This is a genomic window from Kitasatospora sp. NPDC058190, assembly GCF_042883685.1.
Classification (GTDB): Bacteria; Actinomycetota; Actinomycetes; order Streptomycetales; family Streptomycetaceae; genus Kitasatospora.
The window spans coordinates 32,759-52,302 of sequence record NZ_JBHVVI010000018.1; the positions used below are offsets into that span (position 1 = coordinate 32,759).

The window sequence follows — 19,544 nt, forward strand, 5'->3', positions numbered from 1 at the left end:
CCGGTGTCCGCTCCCGGCTCCCCCAGACGCCCTGTGACCCTCACACAGGTACGCCTTCGGAGGCAGCCATGCAGGAAATCCTCGACGCGATCCTCAGCTCCGACGCCACGTCGGCCGACTTCGCGGCGATCAAGCTCCCCGAGTCCTACCGGGCGGTCACGCTCCACAAGGACGAGGAGCAGATGTTCGCGGGCCTCGACAGCCGCGACAAGGACCCTCGCAAGTCCCTTCACCTCGACGACGTCGCCCTGCCCGAGCTGGGCCCGGGCGAGGCCCTGGTCGCCGTCATGGCCAGCGCGGTGAACTACAACACCGTGTGGAGCTCGATCTTCGAGCCGGTCTCCACCTTCGGCTTCCTGGAGCGCTACGGCCGCCTGTCGCCGCTCACCGAGCGCCACGACCTGCCGTACCACGTCGTCGGCTCCGACCTCGCGGGCGTGGTGCTGCGCACCGGCGCCGGGGTCAACGCCTGGAAGCCCGGCGACGAGGTCGTCGCCCACTGCCTCTCGGTCGAACTGGAGTCCCCTGACGGCCACAACGACACGATGATGGACCCGGAGCAGCGCATCTGGGGCTTCGAGACCAACTTCGGCGGCCTGGCCCAGCTCGCCCTGGTGAAGACCAACCAGCTGCTGCCCAAGCCGAAGCACCTCACCTGGGAGGAGGCCGCCTCCCCGGGCCTGGTCAACTCCACCGCGTACCGCCAGCTGGTCTCGCGCAACGGCGCCGGCATGAAGCAGGGCGACAACGTGCTGATCTGGGGCGCCAGCGGCGGCCTCGGCTCGTACGCCACCCAGTACGCGCTGGCCGGCGGCGCCACCCCGATCTGCGTGGTCTCCAACGACCAGAAGGCCGAGATCTGCCGCGCCATGGGCGCCGAGGCGATCATCGACCGCTCGGCCGAGGGCTACAGGTTCTGGAAGGACGAGAACACCCAGGACCCGCGCGAGTGGAAGCGCCTGGGCTCCAAGATCCGCGAGTTCACCGGCGGCGAGGACGTGGACATCGTCTTCGAGCACCCGGGCCGCGAGACCTTCGGCGCCTCGGTGTACGTCACCCGCAAGGGCGGCACCATCGTCACCTGCGCCTCCACCTCCGGCTACATGCACCAGTACGACAACCGCTACCTGTGGATGTCGCTCAAGCGGATCGTCGGCTCGCACTTCGCCAACTACCGCGAGGCCTTCGAGGCCAACCGCCTGATCGCCAAGGGCAAGATCCACCCGACCCTGTCCAAGGTCTACTCCCTGGAGGAGACCGGCCAGGCCGCCCTCGACGTGCACCACAACAAGCACCAGGGCAAGGTCGGCGTGCTCTGCCTGGCCCCGGAAGAGGGCCTGGGCGTGCGCGACGAGGAGTTCCGCGCCCGGCACGTCGACGCCATCAACCGCTTCCGGAACGTGTGATGACTGAACACCAGAAGCGCGACCGCCCCTGGCTGATGCGCACCTACGCCGGCCACTCCACCGCGAGCGACTCCAACGCGCTCTACCGGCGGAACCTGGCGAAGGGCCAGACCGGCCTGTCCGTCGCCTTCGACCTGCCGACCCAGACCGGCTACGACTCCGACCACATCCTCGCCCGCGGCGAGGTGGGCCGGGTCGGCGTCCCGGTGGGCCACGTCGGCGACATGCGCACCCTGTTCGACGGCATCCCGCTCGAGCAGACCAACACCTCCATGACGATCAACGCCACCGCGATGTGGCTGCTGGCGCTCTACCAGGTGGTCGCCGAGGAGCAGGGCGCCGACATCGCCAAGCTCACCGGCACCACCCAGAACGACATCGTCAAGGAGTACCTGTCGCGCGGGACGCACGTCTTCCCGCCCGGCCCCTCGGTGCGACTGATCACCGACATGATCGCCTACACGGTCGGCAACATCCCCAAGTGGAACCCGATCAACATCTGCAGCTACCACCTGCAGGAGGCGGGCGCCACGCCCGTCCAGGAGATCGCCTACGCGATGTGCACCGCCATCTCGGTGCTCGACGCGGTCCGCGACTCCGGCCAGGTGCCCGCCGAGCGGATGGGCGACGTGGTCGCCCGGATCTCCTTCTTCGTGAACGCCGGCGTGCGCTTCGTCGAGGAGATGTGCAAGATGCGCGCCTTCGCCCAGCTCTGGGAGAAGGTCACGCTGGAGCGCTACGGCGTCACCGACCCCAAGCAGCGCCGCTTCCGCTACGGCGTCCAGGTCAACTCGCTGGGCCTGACCGAGGCGCAGCCGGAGAACAACGTCCAGCGGATCGTCCTGGAGATGCTGGCCGTCACCCTCTCCAAGGACGCCCGCGCCCGGGCCGTCCAGCTGCCCGCCTGGAACGAGGCGCTCGGTCTGCCCCGCCCGTGGGACCAGCAGTGGTCGCTGCGGATCCAGCAGGTGCTGGCCTACGAGTCGGACCTGCTGGAGTACGGCGACATCTTCAACGGCTCCGAGGTGATCGAGGCCAAGACCGCCGCGCTGCTGGCCGGTGCCGAGGCGGAGATCGCCAAGGTGCTGGAGATGGGCGGGGTGATCCCGGCCGTCGAGTCCGGCTACCTCAAGTCCAACCTGGTCGCCTCGCACGCCGCCCGCCGGGCCCGGATCGAGTCCGGCGAGGACAAGATCGTCGGGGTCAACTGCTTCGACACCACCGAGCCCAGCCCGCTCACCGCCGACCTCGACACCGCGATCATGGTGGTCGACCCGGCCTCCGAGCGCTCCGTGCTGGCCGCCCTGGAGGCCTGGCGCGGACAGCGCGACGAGGCCGCCGCCCAGGAGGCGCTGGCCGAGCTCAAGGCCGTCGCCGCCACCGAGGCCAACCTGATGCCGGCCACGCTCGCCTGCGCCCGGGCCGGGGTCACCACCGGTGAGTGGTCCTTCGCCCTGCGCGAGGTGTTCGGCGAGTACCGCGCCCCCACCGGCGTGGGCGGCGCGCCCGTCGCGGTGGCCGCCGAGCCCGGCGGGGAGCTGGAGCAGGTCCGCGCCGCGGTCGCCGCCACCGCCGAGGAACTGGGCGCCGGCAAGCTGCGCCTGCTGGTCGGCAAGCCCGGCCTGGACGGGCACTCCAACGGTGCCGAGCAGATCGCCGTCCGTGCTCGCGACGCCGGGTTCGAGGTGATCTACCAGGGCATCCGGCTCACCCCGGAGCAGATCGTCTCCGCCGCCGTCGCGGAGGACGTGCACTGCGTGGGCCTGTCCATCCTCTCGGGCGCCCACGCCGAGCTGGTGCCCGACGTCCTGAAGCGGCTGCGCCGCACCGGGGTGGAGGATGTTCCGGTGATCGTGGGTGGCATCATCCCAGCAGCGGACGGCGAGGCCCTCAAGGCCGCCGGCGTCGCCGCCGTGTTCACCCCGAAGGACTTCGGCATCACGACCATCATCGGCCGGATCGTGGACGAGATCCGGCTGGCCAACAGGCTCCAGCCGTGGACGCCCGCACCGACCCCGGCCGCGAACTGACCAGCTGACCAGCTGACCACTGGGAAGGAACTGAACCACCCTCATGAGCAACGCCAGCGACATTTCAAGCAACCGTCTGCGCCCGCGCCGCTCCTGCCTCGCCGTACCGGGCAGCAACCCGCGCTTCCTGGAGAAGGCCCAGGGCCTGCCGGCCGACCAGGTCTTCCTCGACCTGGAGGACGCCTGCGCCCCGCTGGTCAAGGAGAGTGCCCGCCACACCATCGTCGACGCGCTGAACAACGGCGACTGGGGCAACAAGACCAAGGTCGTCCGGGTCAACGACTGGACCACCCACTGGACCTACCGCGACGTGATCACCGTGGTCGAGGGCGCCGGCCCGAACCTGGACTGCATCATGCTCCCCAAGGTCCAGGACGCCGAGCAGGTCAAGGCGCTCGACCTGCTGCTCACCCAGATCGAGAAGACCATGGGCTTCGAGGTCGGCAAGATCGGCATCGAGGCGCAGATCGAGAACGCCAAGGGCCTGATCAACGTCGACGCCATCGCCGAGGCCTCGCCCCGGCTGGAGACCATCATCTTCGGCCCCGCCGACTTCATGGCCTCGATCAACATGAAGTCCCTGGTGGTCGGCGAGCAGCCGCCCGGCTACCCGGCCGACGCCTACCACTACATCCTGATGCGCATCCTGATGGCCGCCCGCGCCAACGACCTGCAGGCGATCGACGGCCCGTACCTGCAGATCCGCAACCAGGAGGGCTACCGCGAGGTGGCCGGCCGCTCCGCCGCCCTCGGCTTCGACGGCAAGTGGGTGCTGCACCCGGACCAGGTCGCCGCCGCGAACGAGATCTACTCGCCCTCGCAGGAGGACTACGACCACGCCGAGCTGATCCTCGACGCGTACGACTACTGCACCTCCGAGGCGGGCGGCGCCAAGGGCTCCGCGATGCTCGGCGACGAGATGATCGACGAGGCCAGCCGCAAGATGGCCCTGGTCATCGCCGGCAAGGGCCGGGCCGCCGGCATGCAGCGCACCACCAAGTTCGAGATCCCGGAAAGCTGAGGACCTGAGCGATGCAGTTCGGACGCACCTACGAGGAGTTCGAGGTCGGCGCGGTCTACAAGCACTGGCCCGGGAAGACCGTCACCGAGTACGACGACCACCTCTTCTGCCTGCTCACCATGAACCACCACCCGCTCCACATGGACACCAACTATGCGGAGAAGACGACGGACTTCGGCAAGAACGTCGTGGTGGGCAACTACATCTACTCGCTGCTGCTCGGCATGTCCGTCCCGGACGTCTCCGGCAAGGCGATCGCCAACCTGGAGATCGAGTCGCTGCGCCACATCGCGCCGACCTTCCACGGCGACACCATCTACGGCGAGACCACCGTCCTCGACAAGTGGCCGTCCAAGTCCAAGGACGACCGCGGCATCGTCTACGTCGAGACCAAGGGGTACAAGCAGGACGGCACGGTCGTCTGCATCTTCCGCCGCAAGGTGATGGTGCCGACCGCGACGTACATCAAGGAGCGCGGCGGCGAGCAGCCGGGGCGCCCCGAGCCGCTTTCCTGAGTCCCTCCTCTTTATAGAGACCCCGGACGGGGAGGCCGCCGTCATCGGCCGACCCCCACCCGGTCGGGGGCCCTGCTGCCGCAGCCACGCCGGCAGGGCCCCCGGAAATCCCCCCCCCGCCCTCTTCAGACATTCCGGAGCCGCACGATGGGACGCCTCGCACAGACCGACGGCCTCACCGAGATCCAGCGGGACATCCTCGCCACCGTGCGGGATTTCGTCGACAAGGAGATCATTCCGGTCGCGACCGAGCTGGAGCACAAGGACGAGTACCCGACCGCCATCGTCGAGGGCATGAAGCAGCTCGGGCTCTTCGGCCTCACCATCCCCGAGGAGTACGGCGGCCTCGGCGAGTCCCTGCTCACCTACGCCCTGGTGGTCGAGGAGATCGCCCGCGGCTGGATGTCGGTCTCCGGCATCGTGAACACCCACTTCATCGTGGCGCACATGATCAACGCCCACGGCACCCAGGAGCAGAAGGACTACTTCCTGCCGAAGATGGCCGCCGGCGAGATCCGCGGCGCCTTCTCGATGTCCGAGCCCGGCCTCGGCTCGGACGTTTCGGCCATCTCCACCAAGGGCGTCAAGGACGGAGACTTCTACGTCCTCAACGGCCAGAAGATGTGGCTCACCAACGGCGGCACCTCCACCCTGGTCGCGGTCCTGTGCAAGACCGACGAGGGCGGCAACACCCCGTACAAGAACATGACCACCTTCCTGATCGAGAAGACGGCCGGCTTCGGCCCGAACCCGACCGTCCCCGGCCTGACCGTGCCCGGGAAGATCGAGAAGATGGGCTACAAGGGCGTCGACACCACCGAGCTGGTCCTGCAGGACGTCCGGATCCCGGCCGACCGCATCCTCGGCGGCGTCCCGGGCCGCGGCTTCTACCAGATGATGGACGGCGTCGAGGTCGGCCGCGTCAACGTCGCCGCCCGCGGCTGCGGCGTCGCCCGCCGCGCCTTCGAGCTGGGCATCTCCTACGCCCAGCAGCGCTCCACCTTCGGCAAGAAGATCGCCGAGCACCAGGCGATCCAGTTCAAGCTCGCCGAGATGGCCACCAAGGTCGAGGCCGCCCACCAGATGATGGTGATGGCCGCCCGCAAGAAGGACAGCGGCGAGCGCAACGACCTCGAGGCCGGCATGGCCAAGTACCTGGCCTCCGAGTACTGCAAGGAGGTCGTCGAGGACGCCTTCCGGATCCACGGCGGCTACGGCTTCTCCAAGGAGTACGAGATCGAGCGCCTCTACCGCGAGGCCCCGATGCTGCTCATCGGTGAAGGAACTGCGGAGATCCAGAAGATGATCGTCGGCCGCCGGCTCCTGGAGGAGTACCGGATCGCCGAGTGATCGCGGGGCCGTCCACGGTGCCCGACGTCGTGGACCGACGTCACGGACGGACGGCCCCCTCTCGAACCGCCGGTCGACGGGCGTGCGGGCCCGTCCCGGCTGAGCGCCGTGCACCGTCACGGGCCCGGCCTGGTCCGCCTGGGCCCTGCACGGCCCTCCGGAAAGCGGCCGCAGGGCGTACAGCTGCAGCAACGCGCCCTGCGGCCGCTTCCGTACACCTTCTTCCGGCCGCTACGGACCGTGTCCCCGCCGGGTTCCGAGCACGCCCCCTCTTGAGACAAGTGTCACCAGCCTCGCCGGGTCCCTTGGGAACCGGACCGGGGCGAGCTACGGTCGTAGAGGTGGGACGCGCGTACGCGCTCCCACCGGACACATGAACGAGCAGGCGGGTTGCCCACCCACCGTGTGCTCCCGATAGCATCCACCGGGACAGCAAGCCGTCCCTCTATTACCGATCCCGCGGTGGCCCCCGTCCAGCGGCCATGATCCCCCGCGACAAAGGTCTTCGATGCCCATCAGCCCGTCCCCTCACACCTCCGTCACGGACCGCGATGCCCTCGCAGGCCCGACGGCCGGTCGGCGACCCCGCGTGACCATCGCGCGCGGAGCCACCCCCTGGTTCGTCCCCACCCTCGCCACCGCAGCCGTGACCAGCGCCCTCACCCGGCGCAACGGCAAGTGGGCCCTGGCGGCGGTTCCGGCCTGCGCGCTGAGCGCGGGCATGCTGTGGTTCTTCCGCGACCCCGAGCGTGAGATCGGCACGGGCAGAGTGATCTCCCCCGCCGACGGCGTGGTGCAGAGCATCGACGCCTGGCCGGACGGCCGCACCCGGGTCGCGATCTTCATGAGCCCGCTCAACGTCCACGTCAACCGCGCGCCCCTGCCGGGCACGGTGACGTCGGTGGAGCACGTGGCGGGCGGTTTCGTGCCGGCGTTCAACAAGGACAGCGACCAGAACGAGCGGGTCGTCTGGCACTTCGACACCGAGCTCGGCGACATCGAGATGGTGCAGATCGCGGGGGCCGTGGCCCGCCGCATCGTGCCGTACGTGGCCGCCGGAACCAAGGTCGAGCAGGGTGACCGGATCGGTCTGATCCGGTTCGGGTCCCGGGTCGACACCTACCTGCCGGCCGGCGTCGAGGTCGGCGTCGAGGTCGGCCAGAAGACCACAGCCGGGGTGACGCGCCTTGACCGTGACTGATCCTGAGACAATCGTCGGCCTGGACGACGAGGAGACGGCCCTGCGCCGTCGCCGCTGGGCGCGCGACCGCGAGCTGCGTGCCCCGCGCTCCCCGCAGCACCTGTCCACCGCCGACTTCCTGACCCTGGGGAACGCCGTCTGCGGCTTCCTGGCGATCTACTCGATCACCACCGGGGTCCTGATCCCGCACATCACCAACCCGGACGCCGCTCCGGACCGGCACAGCGCGGCCACGGCCGTCACGCTGCTGCTGATCGGCTCGATGTGCGACCTCTTCGACGGCCTGGTGGCGCGGAAGCTCCGCTCCTCCGCCCTCGGAGCGGAACTCGACAACCTGGCCGACCTGATCAGCTTCGGCATCGCGCCGGCCTACTTCGTCGCGGTCTGGGGCATGGTCTCGCAGGGCTCCAACCGGACGCTCTCGGCGCTGATCGCGCTGACCGTGCTGCTCGCGGTGGTCCTGCGGCTGGCCCGCTTCTCGGCCGTCAAGATGCGGCCCGGGGTGTTCCAGGGCATGCCCTGCCCGATGGGCGCGATGACGGTCATCGCCATCGTGCTGCTCGACCCGCCGTTCCTGCCCGGTCTGCTCGCCATCTTCGGCGCCGCGTACCTCATGGTCAGCCGGATCGAGTACCCGAAGCCGCAGGGGCTGCTGGCCACCGCCACGCTGTGCTGGGTGGTCGTCGCCATCGGCTGCCTGGCGGCCTGGGCCACCGGCCTGCCCGGCGGCGACACCCTGATGCACGTCGGTGCCTTCGCCCAGATCACGCTCGCGGCGATGGCGCCGCTGCTGGTCATCCGGCGCAAGGTCGGGCAGAAGGTCGGCGACGTCCGTGCCCGACGGGCGGAGTCGCGGCTCGGCTGAGCCGCTTCGTGACGTACGGGAAGGGCCCGGAACCTGATGGTTCCGGGCCCTTCCTCGTTTCCGGGTTCGCTACGCACCGCCGATGGGGGCGGAGCGGCTACGCACCGCCGGTGTGGACGCTGAAGGCGGAGCGGCGGGCCGCCCGGGCCACGCCCGGGTCCGGGTGCACGCCCGAGACCGCGGTCAGCACCGAGGCCGCCCGCGGGTGGCCCGACTGCCGGGCCCGGGCGAACAGCCGCACCGGGTCGCCCGCCGAGGCGCCCTCGACGTGGCCCACCAGCAGCTCCGTCTCGCCGTGGTCGAGCACCGCGGCCGCGGTGTCCACCCACAGCCAGGCGGCGTCCTCGGCGCCCAGCACGTCCGCCGGGGAGACGCCCTCGTCCGAGCGCTCCGCCAGCCACAGCAGCGCGTACGGACGCAGCACCGGCTCGTCCACCGAGGCCCGCACCGCCTGCTCGGCCGGGCCTCCGGCCACCCGCAGCGCCTCGAAGGCGAGGCCGCGCACCAGCGCGTCGTCGCCCTGGGCCGCCTCCAGGAGTTCGGCCACCGCGCGGTCCGCCGGACGGGCCGCCACCCAGGCGCGGAACTCGGCCCGGGCCGGGCCCGGCGAGTAGTCCGCGCAGGCGTTCAGCAGCTCGAAGGCGCTCTGCTCGATGTGCCCGGCCGCGGTCTGGGCGACCGTGCAGATCTCCTCCAGCTTGGCCCGCACCGCCCAGTGGCCCAGCGGCGACAGCTCAGCGGCATCGTTCCTGCGCACCACGGCGCCGACCGCCGCCAGGCCGTCCAGCATCCAGTCCAGGACGGCGGCCACGTCGGAGGGCGAGGCCGGGGTGTCGATCTGCGGCTCGCGGCAGGTGCCGCGGACGGCGGAGACGGCCGAGGCGGCGTGCGGGACGGGCGACAGGCCGGGGCCGCCGAGGCCGGTACCGACCCGGCGCTCGTCCAGGCCGCGGCGCAGCAGCTCCAGCAGCTCGCTCTCGGCCACCGGGCCGTCCACCAGGTGCAGGAAGGACAGCAGCTGCGGGGCCTGGTCCACGGCCTGGCCGGCCAGGACGGCGAACACCCCGCGCAGCGCGGCGGGCGGCACCGGGGCGAGCAGCGTCCAGGCGTCGAACAGCCCGGACCAGCCGCGCACCACGGCCTCGTCGTCGTGCTCCCAGGCGTGCAGGCGCCAGCCGGGGCCGGCGCCGCCGTCCCGGGCCTCCACCAGGCCGACCAGCAGCGCCTGCCCCCAGGCCTTGGCGGCGGCGCCGACCGTCATGGCCAGCGCCCGGCCCGCCGCGCGGGCGTCCTCCGGGAGCAGCTCGCCGCGCTTGTCGACCTCGTCCAGCTCTCCGGCCCAGCGGGCGATCCGGACGGCGTCCACCAGCATCCGACGGGCCAGCGGTGCGAGCTCGGCCGGCGCGGGGAAGCCGTCCGGCACGGGAACCCGGCCCCGCCCTGGCGCCGGCGCGGGCCCTCGTCGCCGGGGTACACCGGCCCCGCCCGGCCTGCCACCGGAGGGCCGGTGGGGTGTACCGGGGAGACGGGTCACCGTCGCACCGGTACCGATCGTCGGCGGGAGCGGGGCATCACGGTCGCGCGGGTTCCGAGACGTCACGTCGAGCAGTCTTCCCCTTGTACCGGCCTTCTGTCACATCCGGTTGTCCGTACGACCGGGAGACCGTGGACGGCACCTCCGCAAGATCGGGCAACAGTGGCAAACCGCCTGGCCGGAAACGTGTGGCGGGACCATGCCAGGGTTGCGGCCGGGCGTCGCGGTGCCCGTCCGGCCGGTCACGCTGCGTGTCGGACGGGGGTGTGCGGAGGCGCGGTGGGTGGGGATCCGGCCAGGCGGCACGTGCCTGGGGACGGGGGTTTCGGCACGGGAAGTCGGCCGGGCCGACTTCTGGTGCGCGGGCGGGAGCCGTGCCGGGGGCGCGATCCGGACAGCGAATCGAACGGGGGTCACGCGGACGGCGGGGCGCAGCCGCGGCCGCCCCGGGCCGGTGGTGCGTCCCGGGGCGGCGACGGGCGGTCAGGGGGCTGTCGCGGGGGGGGGGGGGGAAGTCGGATGGGTCGACGCTCGCCCGCAGGGCCAAATTTGGCCCCCGAAGCCGGGGCGGGCGCCGTCAGAGCAGGGGGGTGAGCCAGCGGCGGAGGAGTTCGGTGTAGTGGTCGGGGGCGGAGTTCCACAGGGCGGCGTGGTCGGCGCCCGGGAAGGTCTGCAGGTTGACCACGTCCGGCCGGGCGGCCGCGAGGCGCTGGGCGGCACCGAACGGGGCTGTCCGGTCGCTGGGACTGTGCAGCACCAGCGTGGGGACGTGCAGGTCCGCGCCCTCGGCGAGCCGCGCGAAGTCGGCGAGGTCGACGCCGGTGCGGCCCTCGGCGGCCAGGGCGCCCAGCTCGGCGGCGACGCCCGTGAAGCCGGCCCGGGCGGCGTCGCGGCGGGCGGAGGCGGGCAGGTCGAGGACGGGCGAGTCGAGGATCAGCCCGCTGATGGTGGGCGCCCACGCGGAGCGGGCCGCCGCGTGCAGGACCGTGGTGGCGCCCGACGACCAGCCGTACAGGATCACCCGGCCCGCGCCGTGGTCGAGCGCCAGCCGTATCGCCGACTCGACGTCGCGCCACTCGGTCGCGCCGAAGTGGCTCAACCCGTCCGGGGAGGCGGGGGCGCCCGCGTCGCCGCGGTAGGTGACGGCGAGGACGGGCAGGCCGAGGCGGTCGAGGACGGGCAGGACCGGGAGGGTCTGCTGGCGGTCGGCCTCGGTGCCGTGGACGAGGATCACCCAGGTGCCGCGCTTGCCGTCGAGGTGCCAGGCCGGGAGGGCACCCAGCTCGCCGTCGGCGCTGGTGTCGCTGAAGGCCAGGCCGAGCGCCTCGGTGGGGTCGCCGAGCAGCACGCGGGGGGTGAAGTGCACCTCGGTGCCGGGCGTGAGGGTGCCCCGGTCGGCGCGGACGAGCCGCCGGGTGACGCCCTGCTCGTCGCTGTGCAGGATCTCCTCGACCACCGCGTGCCCGCCGCCCTCCCACTCGACGGCCCAGCGGCCGCGCCGCAGGCTCTCGGGGCGGCGGGTGAAGGTGACCCGGCCGGCGGCGAGGCTCTGCACGAGGATGGGCCCGGACTCCCGCACGGCCGCCCCCGCACCCGGCCCCGCCGCCGGCCCCGCGCCCGGACGGACCACCCGCTCGGAGGCCCGGCGGCCGATCACCAGGACGACGGCCCCGGCCCCGACGACGGCGGCCGCCACGACCGCTGCGGTTCGCCAACGCATATCGTTCCCCGCTCTGCTCCACGGACCGGACGGTGTTCGTACACCAGTTCACCGGGGTCGCGCACCCCCGGCCACCGGACTAGGCCGTCCGGGGGATGGGGGAGGAAGGGGAGCGTCAGACCGGAACGGCCGTCGGCTGGGCCGCGAGCAGCTGCCAGAACCGGGGGGTGAGCGGCGGGGCGGGGGTGCGGGGCACGCTGGGGGTGCCCCAGTGGGTGGGGACGTGGTGTTCCTGGTGGAGGACGGGGAGGACGGCCGCGAGGTCCGGCTCGGGGACGGGGACGAGGCGGGCGAGGGCGCGGAGCTGGGGCTGCCAGCGGCCGGCGACGCACTGGCGCAGCAGCCGGTCCAGGGCCTCGGCGCGGCCGGTGGCCTCGACCAGCTCGGTCAGCCGCAGGCCGAGGACCTGGGCGAGGGCGTGGGTCTGGTCCGGGTCGCCGTCCCAGTGGCCGGTCAGTTCGGCCTCCCGGTAGGCGGGCAGGGACATGCCGACGCGTTCGGCCACGGCCTCCTGGCCGAGTTCGCGGGCGATGCGGTGGTCCCGCAGACGCGTCGGGCGGGCGCCCATCAGGTCGGCGGCGGGACACCAGAGGACGCGGGCAAGGGCGATGAGCTCGGCCTCGCCGGGCCGCAGGTCGCCGTTCTCCCAGGCGAGGACGTGGCCGAACAGCAGCCGTACGCCGTGGGCGGCCATGCCCTCGGCGACCTGTTCGGGGGTCAGGCCGAGGCCGACCCGGTGGGCGCGTGCGGCCTCGGGCGAGAACGGCACCGGGGGCGGGGCGGCGGCGGGGGTCTTTCTGCGGCGCATGGCACCGAACGGTAGGCGCGGCCCTCGGCGCGCCCCCAGCCCCAGAACGCACGAAGCGGGACTGACGGGCCATCCGCCGCGCTGGGCGATCGCACAGTGACGACACCCGGCCGCCGGGTGGCCGCCGTGTGACCAACCCCTCCGTGACCTCGGTTGACGCGTGGATCGGCCGCGTGATGGGATCCTTGCGCCAAACGGAGGCATGGAGAGGAAGCCGGTGCGAGTCCGGCGCGGTCCCGCCACTGTCACCGGGGAGCACGCTCGGAAGGTGCCACGGCGGGCCGTCAGTCATTGCTGGCAGGCTGCTGGAAGGCTCCGGGGGTGCGTCCGACCCGGAAGCCAGGAGACTCTCGCCCCCGGTACGTCGATCCAGGGCGCGGACCCTGAGTGAGGACACGCACGCGATGCAGCCTGCCCCGCCCCGTCGGACCCCGAGCTGCCCACCGCCGTGCGCCCGCTGACCCGCGCCGCCGCCTTCGCGCTGGGCGCCGTCGCGGGCTACGCCGTCGACGCCCGCTTCGCCGACCCCCGCCGCGGCCACCCCGTCGCGCTCTTCGGCAACGCCGCGACCCGCCTCGAACGGCGCCTGTGGCGCGACGACCGCACGGCCGGGACGGCGTACACGGCGCTGTGCGTGGGCACGGTAGCGGCCGGCGCGCTGGCCCTGGACCGTACGGTGGGCCGCCGTCCGCTGGGGCGGGCGGCACTGGCCGCGGCGGCGACCTGGACGGTGCTCGGCGGCACCTCGCTGACCCGGGAGGCGCGCACCATCGGCCGCTCCCTCGCCGCGGGCGATCTGACGGCCGCCCGGGAACGGCTGCCGCACCTGTGCGGGCGGGACCCGAGCGCGCTGGACGGACAGCAGATCGCCCGGGCCGTGGTCGAGTCGGTGGCCGAGAACACCGCCGACGCCGTGGTGAACGCGCTGACCTGGGGCGCCCTGGCGGGCACGCCGGGCCTGCTGGCCTTCCGCGCGGTGAACACCCTGGACGCGATGGTGGGCCACCGCTCGCCCCGCTACGCCCGCTTCGGCTGGGCCTCGGCCCGGCTGGACGACGTGGCCGGCTGGCCGGGCGCCCGGCTCACCGCGCTGCTGACGGTGGCCGCCGCACCCGAGCCCCGGACCGCCTGGCGGGTCTGGCGGCGGGACGGCTCCGCGCACCCGAGCCCGAACGCGGGCCAGGCCGAGTCGGCCTTCGCCGGCGCGGTGGGCGTCCGGCTGGGCGGAACGCTCGACTACGGGCACAGGGTGGAGCACCGGCCGGTGCTGGGCGCGGAGTTGCGGCCGGTGACGGTGGACGACATCGAGCGGGCCTGCACGCTGTCCCGGCGGGTGGGCGCGCTGGCGCTGGGTACGACGGTCGCGGGGCACGTCCTGCTGCGGCTCCTGATGAAGAGGGGTGGGGCATGACGAACGCGCTGCTGGTCGCCGGGACGACCTCGGACGCGGGCAAGAGCGTGGTGACGGCCGGGATCTGCCGCTGGCTGGCCCGCCAGGGCGTGCGGGTCGCGCCGTTCAAGGCGCAGAACATGTCGCTGAACTCCTTCGTCACCGCCGACGGCGCCGAGATCGGCCGCGCCCAGGCGATGCAGGCCCAGGCCGCGCGGGTGGAGCCGGAGGCGGCGATGAACCCGGTGCTGCTCAAGCCCGGTGCGGACGGCCGCAGCCAGGTGGTGCTGCTCGGCAGGCCGGTGGCCGAGGTGGGCGCGCTGGACTACCGGGAGCGCAAGCCCGTCCTACTGGAACGCTCCCTGGAGTGCCTGGCGGACCTGCGCCGCCGCTTCGACGTGGTGGTCTGCGAGGGCGCCGGCTCGCCCGCCGAGATCAACCTGCGCGACCGGGACATCGCCAACATGGGCCTGGCCGCGGCCGCCGGACTGCCCGTCGTGGTGGTCGGCGACATCGACCGCGGCGGGGTCTTCGCCGCGATGTACGGGACGCTGGCGCTGCTGTCGGCCGAGGACCAGCGGCACGTGGCGGGCTGGTTCGTCAACAAGTTCCGCGGCGACGCGAGGCTGCTGGCGCCCGGGCTGGAGATGCTGCACGAGCTGACCGGCCGTCCGGTGCTGGGCACGCTGCCGATGCTGCCGGGCCTGTGGCTGGACGCCGAGGACTCGCTCGACCTGTCGACGGTGGTGGACCGGGTCGACGGCCGCGGGCCGCTCGGGGCGGACGTGCTGCGGGTGGCTGTGGTGCGCTTCCCCCGGCTGTCCAACTTCACCGACGTGGACGCGCTGGCGCAGGAGCCGGGCGTGCTGGTGCGCTGGGCGACCCGGCCGGAGGAGCTGGCCGACGCCGACCTGGTGGTGCTGCCCGGCACCCGGGCCACCGTGGCGGACCTCGCCTGGCTGCGCGAACGCGGCCTGGAGCCGGCGCTGAAGGCACGGGCGGCGGCCGGGCTGCCGATCCTCGGGGTCTGCGGCGGCTACCAGATGCTGGCGCGCTCGATCGACGACGAGGTGGAGTCCAAGGCGGGCGTCGTCGACGCGCTCGGGCTGCTGCCGACGCGGGTGCGCTTCGGCGCCGAGAAGGTGCTGGCGCGGCCGGTCGGCGAGGCGTACGGACAGCGGGTCGAGGGCTACGAGATCCACCACGGAGTGGTGACCGTCGACGGGGGCACCCCCTTCCTGGACGGCTGCCGGGTCGGCTCGGTCTGGGGCACCACCTGGCACGGCGCGCTGGAGAACGACGGCTTCCGCCGCGAACTCCTGCGCGAGGTCGCCGAGTCCGCGGGCCGGGCGTTCGTCCCCGCGCCGGACACCTGCTTCGCCGAGGCGCGCGAGGCCCGGCTGGACCGGCTGGGCGACCTGATCGAGGAACACGCGGACACCGACGCGCTGTGGAAGCTGATCGAGGGCGGGGTGCCGGCAGCCGGGTCGCTGCCGTTCCTGGCGCCCGGGGCACCTGGGAGTGACGCATGACTGACGTCCGCTATCCGTTCACCGCGATCGTCGGCATGGCCGACCTGCGGCTCGGGCTGCTGCTGAACGCGGTCTCCCCGGCCGTGGGCGGCGTGCTGGTGCGCGGTGAGAAGGGCACCGCGAAGTCCACCATGGTGCGCGCGCTGGCCGGGCTGCTGCCCTCCATCGCCGCCGTGGACGGCTGCCGCTTCGCCTGCGACCCGGCCGCGCCGGACCCGCAGTGCCCGGACGGGCCGCACACCTCCCTCGCGAGTCACGAACGCCCGTCCCAGCTGGTCGAGTTGCCGGTCGGCGTGGCCGAGGACCGGATCGTCGGCTCGCTCGACCTGGAGCGCGCGCTCGCCGAGGGCGTCAAGGCGTACGAGCCCGGGCTGCTCGCCAAGGCGCACCGCGGCGTGCTCTACATCGACGAGGTGAACCTGCTCCAGGACCACGTGGTGGACCTGCTGCTCGACGCCGCCGCGATGGGCCGCTCGTACGTGGAGCGCGAGGGCGTGTCGGTGCGGCACGCGGCGCGCTTCCTGCTGGTCGGCACGATGAACCCGGAGGAGGGCGAGCTGCGGCCGCAGCTGCTCGACCGCTTCGGCCTGACCGTCGAGATCGCCGCCACCCGGGACCCGGCCGAGCGCGCCGAGGTGGTCCGGCGCCGGCTCGCGTACGACGCGGACCCGGCCGGCTTCGCGGCCCGGTTCGCGGCCGAGGAGCGGGAGCTCGCCGCACACATCACCGCCGCCCGGGAGTTGCTGCCCAAGGTCGAGCTGACGGATGTGGCGCTGCGTCAGATCACCGCCGTGTGCGCGGCGTTCGAGGTGGACGGGCTGCGCGCGGACATCGTGATGGCCCGCACGGCGGTCGCGCTGGCCGCCTGGGCGGGGCGCACCGAGGTGCTGGAGGAGGACGTCCGCAAGGCCGCCCAGCTGGCCCTGCCGCACCGGCGCCGCCGCAACCCCTTCGACGCTCCGGGGCTGGACGAGGAGCAGTTGGACCGGACGCTGGAGGAGCACGCCCAGCCGGAGGATCCGGAGCCGGAGGGTGACGGCCCGGAGCCGGAGGGTGACGGCCCGGAGCCCGAAGGCGACGGCCCGGGTCCGGACGGGGGCGGCCCGGACGGCGGCCCCGACGGCGGTGGGCCCGACGGCGGCGGCGCGCCCGAGCCGTCCGACGGCGGCACCCCGGAGGCGTCCGCCCCCGAGGACGCCGAGGCGCCCGCGCAGCCGCCCGTCCCGGCCCAACACCCCGCCCCCGCGCGGGAGTCGACGCCGGTCGCGGCCGGCGAACCGTACCGGACCCGGCTGTTCACCGTGCGGGGCACCGGCCACGGCGCGCAGGGCCGCCGCTCCCCCGCCGAGACCTCCGGCGGGCACACCATCCGCGCCCGGCGGCCGCAGGGCCCGCTGAGCCGGCTGCACCTGACCGCGACCCTGCAGGCCGCCGCGCCGCACCAGGTGGCGCGCGGGCGGGACGGCCGGGCGCTGGTGCTGCACAAGGACGACTTCCGCGAACAGGTGCGCCAGGGACGGGAGTCCAACCTGGTGCTGTTCGTGGTGGACGCCTCCGGCTCGATGGCCGCCCGGCAGCGGATGACCGCCGTCAAGGGCGCGGTGCTGTCGCTGCTGATGGACGCCTACCAGCGCCGCGACAAGATCGGCATGATCACCTTCCGGGGCGCGGGCGCCGAGCTGGCGCTGCCGCCCACCTCCTCGGTCGAGGTCGGCGCGGCCCGGCTGGAGTCGCTGCCCACCGGCGGGCGGACCCCGCTGGCGGCGGGCCTGCTGCGCGCGCACGAGGTGCTGCGGGTGGAGCGGCTGCGCGATCCGAACCGGCGCCCGCTGCTGGTCGTGGTGACCGACGGCCGGGCCACCGGCGGGCGGGACGCGCTCGCGCAGTCGCAGCGCGCGGCCGCACTGTTCGCGGCACAGGGCACCGCGAGCGTGGTGCTGGACTGCGAGTCCGGGCCGGTCCGCCTGGGCCTGGCCCGCACCCTGGCCGGGCTGCTCGGCGGCAGCGCCGTCAGTCTGGACGAACTGCGCGCCGAGGGCGTGGCCTCGCTGGTCCGCGAGAACCGTTCGGCGAGCCCTTCCGTGAGCCGTTCCGTGAACCGTTCCACCACTGCGATGCGAAAGGCGGCCTGAGCCGACATGCCCAAGGGTGTCCCCGAGAGCGTTCCCGACGACGGCCTGACGACTCGCCAGCGCCGTACGCAGCCGATCACCGCCGTGCACACCGGCCCCGGCAAGGGCAAGTCCACGGCCGCGTTCGGCATGGCACTGCGTGCCTGGAACCAGGGCTGGTCGGTCGGGGTGTTCCAGTTCGTGAAGTCCGCCAAGTGGAAGGTCGGCGAGGAGAACGCGCTGCGCGTCCTCGGCGCCTCCGGCGAGGGCGGCACCGTCGACTGGCACAAGATGGGCTCCGGCTGGTCGTGGATCCAGCGCTCCGCCGAGCAGGAGATGTCCAGCGAGGAGGCGGCGAAGGAGGGCTGGGAGCAGGTCAAGCGCGACCTCGCCGCCGAGACCTACCGCTTCTACGTGCTGGACGAGTTCACCTACCCGATGCACTGGGGGTGGATCGACCCGGACGAGGTGGTGTCGGTGCTCGAGGACCGACCCGGCAGCCAGCACGTCGTCATCACCGGCCGGTACGCGCCCGAGGCGCTGACCGACTTCGCCGACCTGGTCACCGAGATGACCAAGGTCAAGCACCCCATGGACGCCGGCCGCAAGGGCCAGCGCGGTATCGAGTGGTGAGCCTGCGCCCGTGAACATCCCCCGCCTCGTCGTCGCCGCGCCCTCCTCCGGCGCCGGCAAGACCACCGTCGCCACCGGCCTGATCGCGGCGCTCGCCGCGCGCGGGCTGGCGGTGTCCCCGCACAAGGTCGGCCCCGACTACATCGACCCGGGCTACCACGCGCTCGCCGCCGGGCGCCCGGGCCGCAACCTGGACGCCTTCATGTGCGGGCCGGAGCGGATCGCGCCGCTGTTCCTGCACGGCGCGGCCGGGGCGGACGTCGCGGTGGTCGAGGGGGTCATGGGCCTGTTCGACGGGGCCTCCGGGCGCGGGGAGCTGGCGTCCACGGCGCACGTCGCCAAGCTGCTGCGGGCACCCGTGGTGCTGGTGGTGGACGGCTCCTCGCAGTCCCGGTCGGTGGCCGCGCTGGTGCACGGCTTCGCCTCGTGGGACCCGCAGGTGCGCCTCGCCGGGGTGATCCTCAACCGGGTCGCCTCCGACCGGCACGAGCAGCTCCTGCGCGAGGCCCTGGAGGAGGGCTCCGGCGTGCCGGTGCTGGGCGCGCTGCGCCGCTCGGCGGCGGTCGCCACGCCGTCCCGGCACCTGGGGCTGATCCCGGCGGTCGAGCGCTCGGCGGAGGCGCTGAAGGCCGTCGCGGACATGGGCGAGCTGGTCGCCTCCTCGGTCGACCTGGACGCCCTGCTGGAACTCGCCCGGACGGCACCGGAGTTGGACGCCGAGCCGTGGGACCCGTCGGCCGAGGTCACACCGGTGGCCGGGCGGCCGCGGATCGCGGTGGCGGGCGGCGCCGCGTTCTCCTTCTCGTACGCCGAGAACGCCGAACTGCTCGGCGCGGCGGGCGCGGAGGTCGTCCCGTTCGACCCGCTGCACGCCTCGGCGCTGCCGGAAGGGACGGCCGGGCTGGTCATCGGCGGCGGCTTCCCCGAGCTGTACGTACGGGAGTTGAGCGGGAACGCCGAACTGCGGCGGGCCATAGCGGAGTTCGCCGCCTCGGGCGGGCCGGTCGCCGCCGAGTGCGCCGGACTGCTCTACCTGGGGCGGGAGTTGGACGGGCTTCCGATGTGCGGGGTACTGGACACCGCCGCCCGGATGACCGAACGCCTCACCCTCGGCTACCGCGAGGCCGTCGCCCTGCACGACTCCCCGCTCGCCGCGGCCGGCACCCGGCTGCGCGGGCACGAGTTCCACCGGACGGTCTGCGAGCCGGGCGCGGGCGAACTCCCCGCCTGGGGTTGGCGGCTGCCGACCGGGCCGCGCACGGAGGGCTTCGCCGCCGGGAACGTGCACGCCTCGTACCTGCACCTGCACTGGGCCGGGGCGCCCGGGCTGGCCGCCTCGTTCGCGGCCGCGGCGGCGGCGTTCAATGCGGCGACGGCCTGAGGGGTCCGCTTAATGCGGTGACCGCCTGAGGTTTCCGCTCCTAGGAT

General features: G+C 73.4%; 15 protein-coding genes and 1 riboswitch. Of the genes, 12 read left to right on the top strand and 3 right to left on the bottom strand.

The genetic code is table 11. The features are described from left to right. The first annotated feature begins 68 nt into the window (after positions 1 to 68). The 7 genes from ccrA to ACFVWU_RS11360 all read left to right on the top strand — a co-directional run bounded on the left by ccrA (position 69) and on the right by ACFVWU_RS11360 (position 8,388). Entirely contained in the window at positions 69 to 1,406 is a 1,338-nt protein-coding gene (gene ccrA, locus ACFVWU_RS11330) for a crotonyl-CoA carboxylase/reductase (RefSeq protein WP_387618187.1), read from the top strand. Further along, positions 1,406 to 3,436, top strand: coding sequence for a protein meaA (locus tag ACFVWU_RS11335; RefSeq protein ID WP_387618189.1), 2,031 nt, complete (start codon positions 1,406 to 1,408; stop codon positions 3,434 to 3,436). Before ccrA ends, ACFVWU_RS11335 begins: the two co-directional genes overlap by 1 nt. A 43-nt stretch (positions 3,437 to 3,479) precedes the next feature. Further along, on the top strand, positions 3,480 to 4,457 hold the full coding sequence (locus ACFVWU_RS11340; RefSeq protein ID WP_387618191.1) for an HpcH/HpaI aldolase/citrate lyase family protein: 978 nt from the start codon (positions 3,480 to 3,482) through the stop codon (positions 4,455 to 4,457). Between the two features lie 11 nt (positions 4,458 to 4,468). After that, a complete protein-coding gene (locus ACFVWU_RS11345) occupies positions 4,469 to 4,972 on the top strand; it encodes a MaoC family dehydratase (RefSeq protein ID WP_355674794.1) in 504 nt (167 codons plus the stop codon). A gap of 147 nt (positions 4,973 to 5,119) precedes the next feature. Continuing rightward, entirely contained in the window at positions 5,120 to 6,322 is a 1,203-nt protein-coding gene (locus ACFVWU_RS11350; RefSeq protein ID WP_380612269.1) for an acyl-CoA dehydrogenase family protein, read from the top strand. A gap of 508 nt (positions 6,323 to 6,830) precedes the next feature. Then, entirely contained in the window at positions 6,831 to 7,523 is a 693-nt protein-coding gene (locus ACFVWU_RS11355) for a phosphatidylserine decarboxylase (RefSeq protein WP_387618195.1), read from the top strand. Beyond that, the gene (locus tag ACFVWU_RS11360; RefSeq protein WP_030285592.1) at positions 7,510 to 8,388 is read left to right on the top strand and encodes a phosphatidylcholine/phosphatidylserine synthase; all 879 of its coding nucleotides are present in this window, start codon (positions 7,510 to 7,512) and stop codon (positions 8,386 to 8,388) included. Before ACFVWU_RS11355 ends, ACFVWU_RS11360 begins: the two co-directional genes overlap by 14 nt. 97 nt (positions 8,389 to 8,485) lie before the next feature. Here the strand turns inward: ACFVWU_RS11360 and ACFVWU_RS11365 are convergent, their stop codons facing one another. The 3 genes from ACFVWU_RS11365 to ACFVWU_RS11375 all read right to left on the bottom strand — a co-directional run bounded on the left by ACFVWU_RS11365 (position 8,486) and on the right by ACFVWU_RS11375 (position 12,450). Further along, positions 8,486 to 9,811, bottom strand: a complete 1,326-nt coding sequence (locus ACFVWU_RS11365) for a hypothetical protein (RefSeq protein WP_387618198.1) — start codon at positions 9,809 to 9,811, stop codon at positions 8,486 to 8,488. Positions 9,812 to 10,499: 688 nt separating this feature from the next. Further along, positions 10,500 to 11,642 carry an alpha/beta hydrolase family protein gene (locus ACFVWU_RS11370; protein ID WP_387618201.1) on the bottom strand — a complete coding sequence of 381 codons (1,143 nt, stop codon included), beginning with the start codon at positions 11,640 to 11,642 and terminating at the stop codon, positions 10,500 to 10,502. Between the two features lie 115 nt (positions 11,643 to 11,757). Further along, a complete protein-coding gene (locus ACFVWU_RS11375) occupies positions 11,758 to 12,450 on the bottom strand; it encodes a helix-turn-helix domain-containing protein (protein ID WP_387618204.1) in 693 nt (230 codons plus the stop codon). A gap of 206 nt (positions 12,451 to 12,656) precedes the next feature. Next, positions 12,657 to 12,800, top strand: a riboswitch (cobalamin riboswitch). Positions 12,801 to 12,898: 98 nt separating this feature from the next. Between ACFVWU_RS11375 and ACFVWU_RS11380 the strand changes: the two genes are divergently transcribed. Genes ACFVWU_RS11380 through ACFVWU_RS11400 form a run of 5 tightly spaced genes read left to right on the top strand, consistent with a single transcriptional unit; the run spans position 12,899 to position 19,497 of the window. Beyond that, positions 12,899 to 13,861: a cobalamin biosynthesis protein gene (locus ACFVWU_RS11380; RefSeq protein ID WP_387618206.1), complete on the top strand. Its 963-nt coding sequence runs from the start codon at positions 12,899 to 12,901 to the stop codon at positions 13,859 to 13,861. Further along, a complete protein-coding gene (locus tag ACFVWU_RS11385; protein WP_387618209.1) occupies positions 13,858 to 15,372 on the top strand; it encodes a cobyric acid synthase in 1,515 nt (504 codons plus the stop codon). The genes ACFVWU_RS11380 and ACFVWU_RS11385 overlap by 4 nt, the downstream gene beginning before the upstream one ends. Then, on the top strand, positions 15,369 to 17,504 hold the full coding sequence (locus tag ACFVWU_RS11390; protein WP_387618212.1) for a putative cobaltochelatase: 2,136 nt from the start codon (positions 15,369 to 15,371) through the stop codon (positions 17,502 to 17,504). Before ACFVWU_RS11385 ends, ACFVWU_RS11390 begins: the two co-directional genes overlap by 4 nt. Before the next feature lie 6 nt (positions 17,505 to 17,510). Beyond that, on the top strand, positions 17,511 to 18,116 hold the full coding sequence (cobO, locus tag ACFVWU_RS11395) for a cob(I)yrinic acid a,c-diamide adenosyltransferase (RefSeq protein WP_387618215.1): 606 nt from the start codon (positions 17,511 to 17,513) through the stop codon (positions 18,114 to 18,116). A 10-nt stretch (positions 18,117 to 18,126) separates the two neighbouring features. Next, the gene (locus tag ACFVWU_RS11400; protein ID WP_387618218.1) at positions 18,127 to 19,497 is read left to right on the top strand and encodes a cobyrinate a,c-diamide synthase; all 1,371 of its coding nucleotides are present in this window, start codon (positions 18,127 to 18,129) and stop codon (positions 19,495 to 19,497) included. Positions 19,498 to 19,544 lie beyond the last annotated feature (47 nt).

Bases quoted from the DNA above. Each gene is read 5' to 3' on its own strand.
- ccrA (WP_387618187.1), top strand. From the start codon at position 69: ATGCAGGAAATCCTCGACGCGATCCTCAGCTCCGACGCCACGTCGGCC.
- ACFVWU_RS11335 (WP_387618189.1), top strand. From the start codon at position 1,406: ATGACTGAACACCAGAAGCGCGACCGCCCCTGGCTGATGCGCACCTAC.
- ACFVWU_RS11340 (WP_387618191.1), top strand. From the start codon at position 3,480: ATGAGCAACGCCAGCGACATTTCAAGCAACCGTCTGCGCCCGCGCCGC.
- ACFVWU_RS11345 (WP_355674794.1), top strand. From the start codon at position 4,469: ATGCAGTTCGGACGCACCTACGAGGAGTTCGAGGTCGGCGCGGTCTAC.
- ACFVWU_RS11350 (WP_380612269.1), top strand. From the start codon at position 5,120: ATGGGACGCCTCGCACAGACCGACGGCCTCACCGAGATCCAGCGGGAC.
- ACFVWU_RS11355 (WP_387618195.1), top strand. From the start codon at position 6,831: ATGCCCATCAGCCCGTCCCCTCACACCTCCGTCACGGACCGCGATGCC.
- ACFVWU_RS11370 (WP_387618201.1), bottom strand. From the start codon at position 11,642: ATGCGTTGGCGAACCGCAGCGGTCGTGGCGGCCGCCGTCGTCGGGGCC.
- ACFVWU_RS11375 (WP_387618204.1), bottom strand. From the start codon at position 12,450: ATGCGCCGCAGAAAGACCCCCGCCGCCGCCCCGCCCCCGGTGCCGTTC.
- ACFVWU_RS11385 (WP_387618209.1), top strand. From the start codon at position 13,858: ATGACGAACGCGCTGCTGGTCGCCGGGACGACCTCGGACGCGGGCAAG.
- ACFVWU_RS11390 (WP_387618212.1), top strand. From the start codon at position 15,369: ATGACTGACGTCCGCTATCCGTTCACCGCGATCGTCGGCATGGCCGAC.
- cobO (WP_387618215.1), top strand. From the start codon at position 17,511: ATGCCCAAGGGTGTCCCCGAGAGCGTTCCCGACGACGGCCTGACGACT.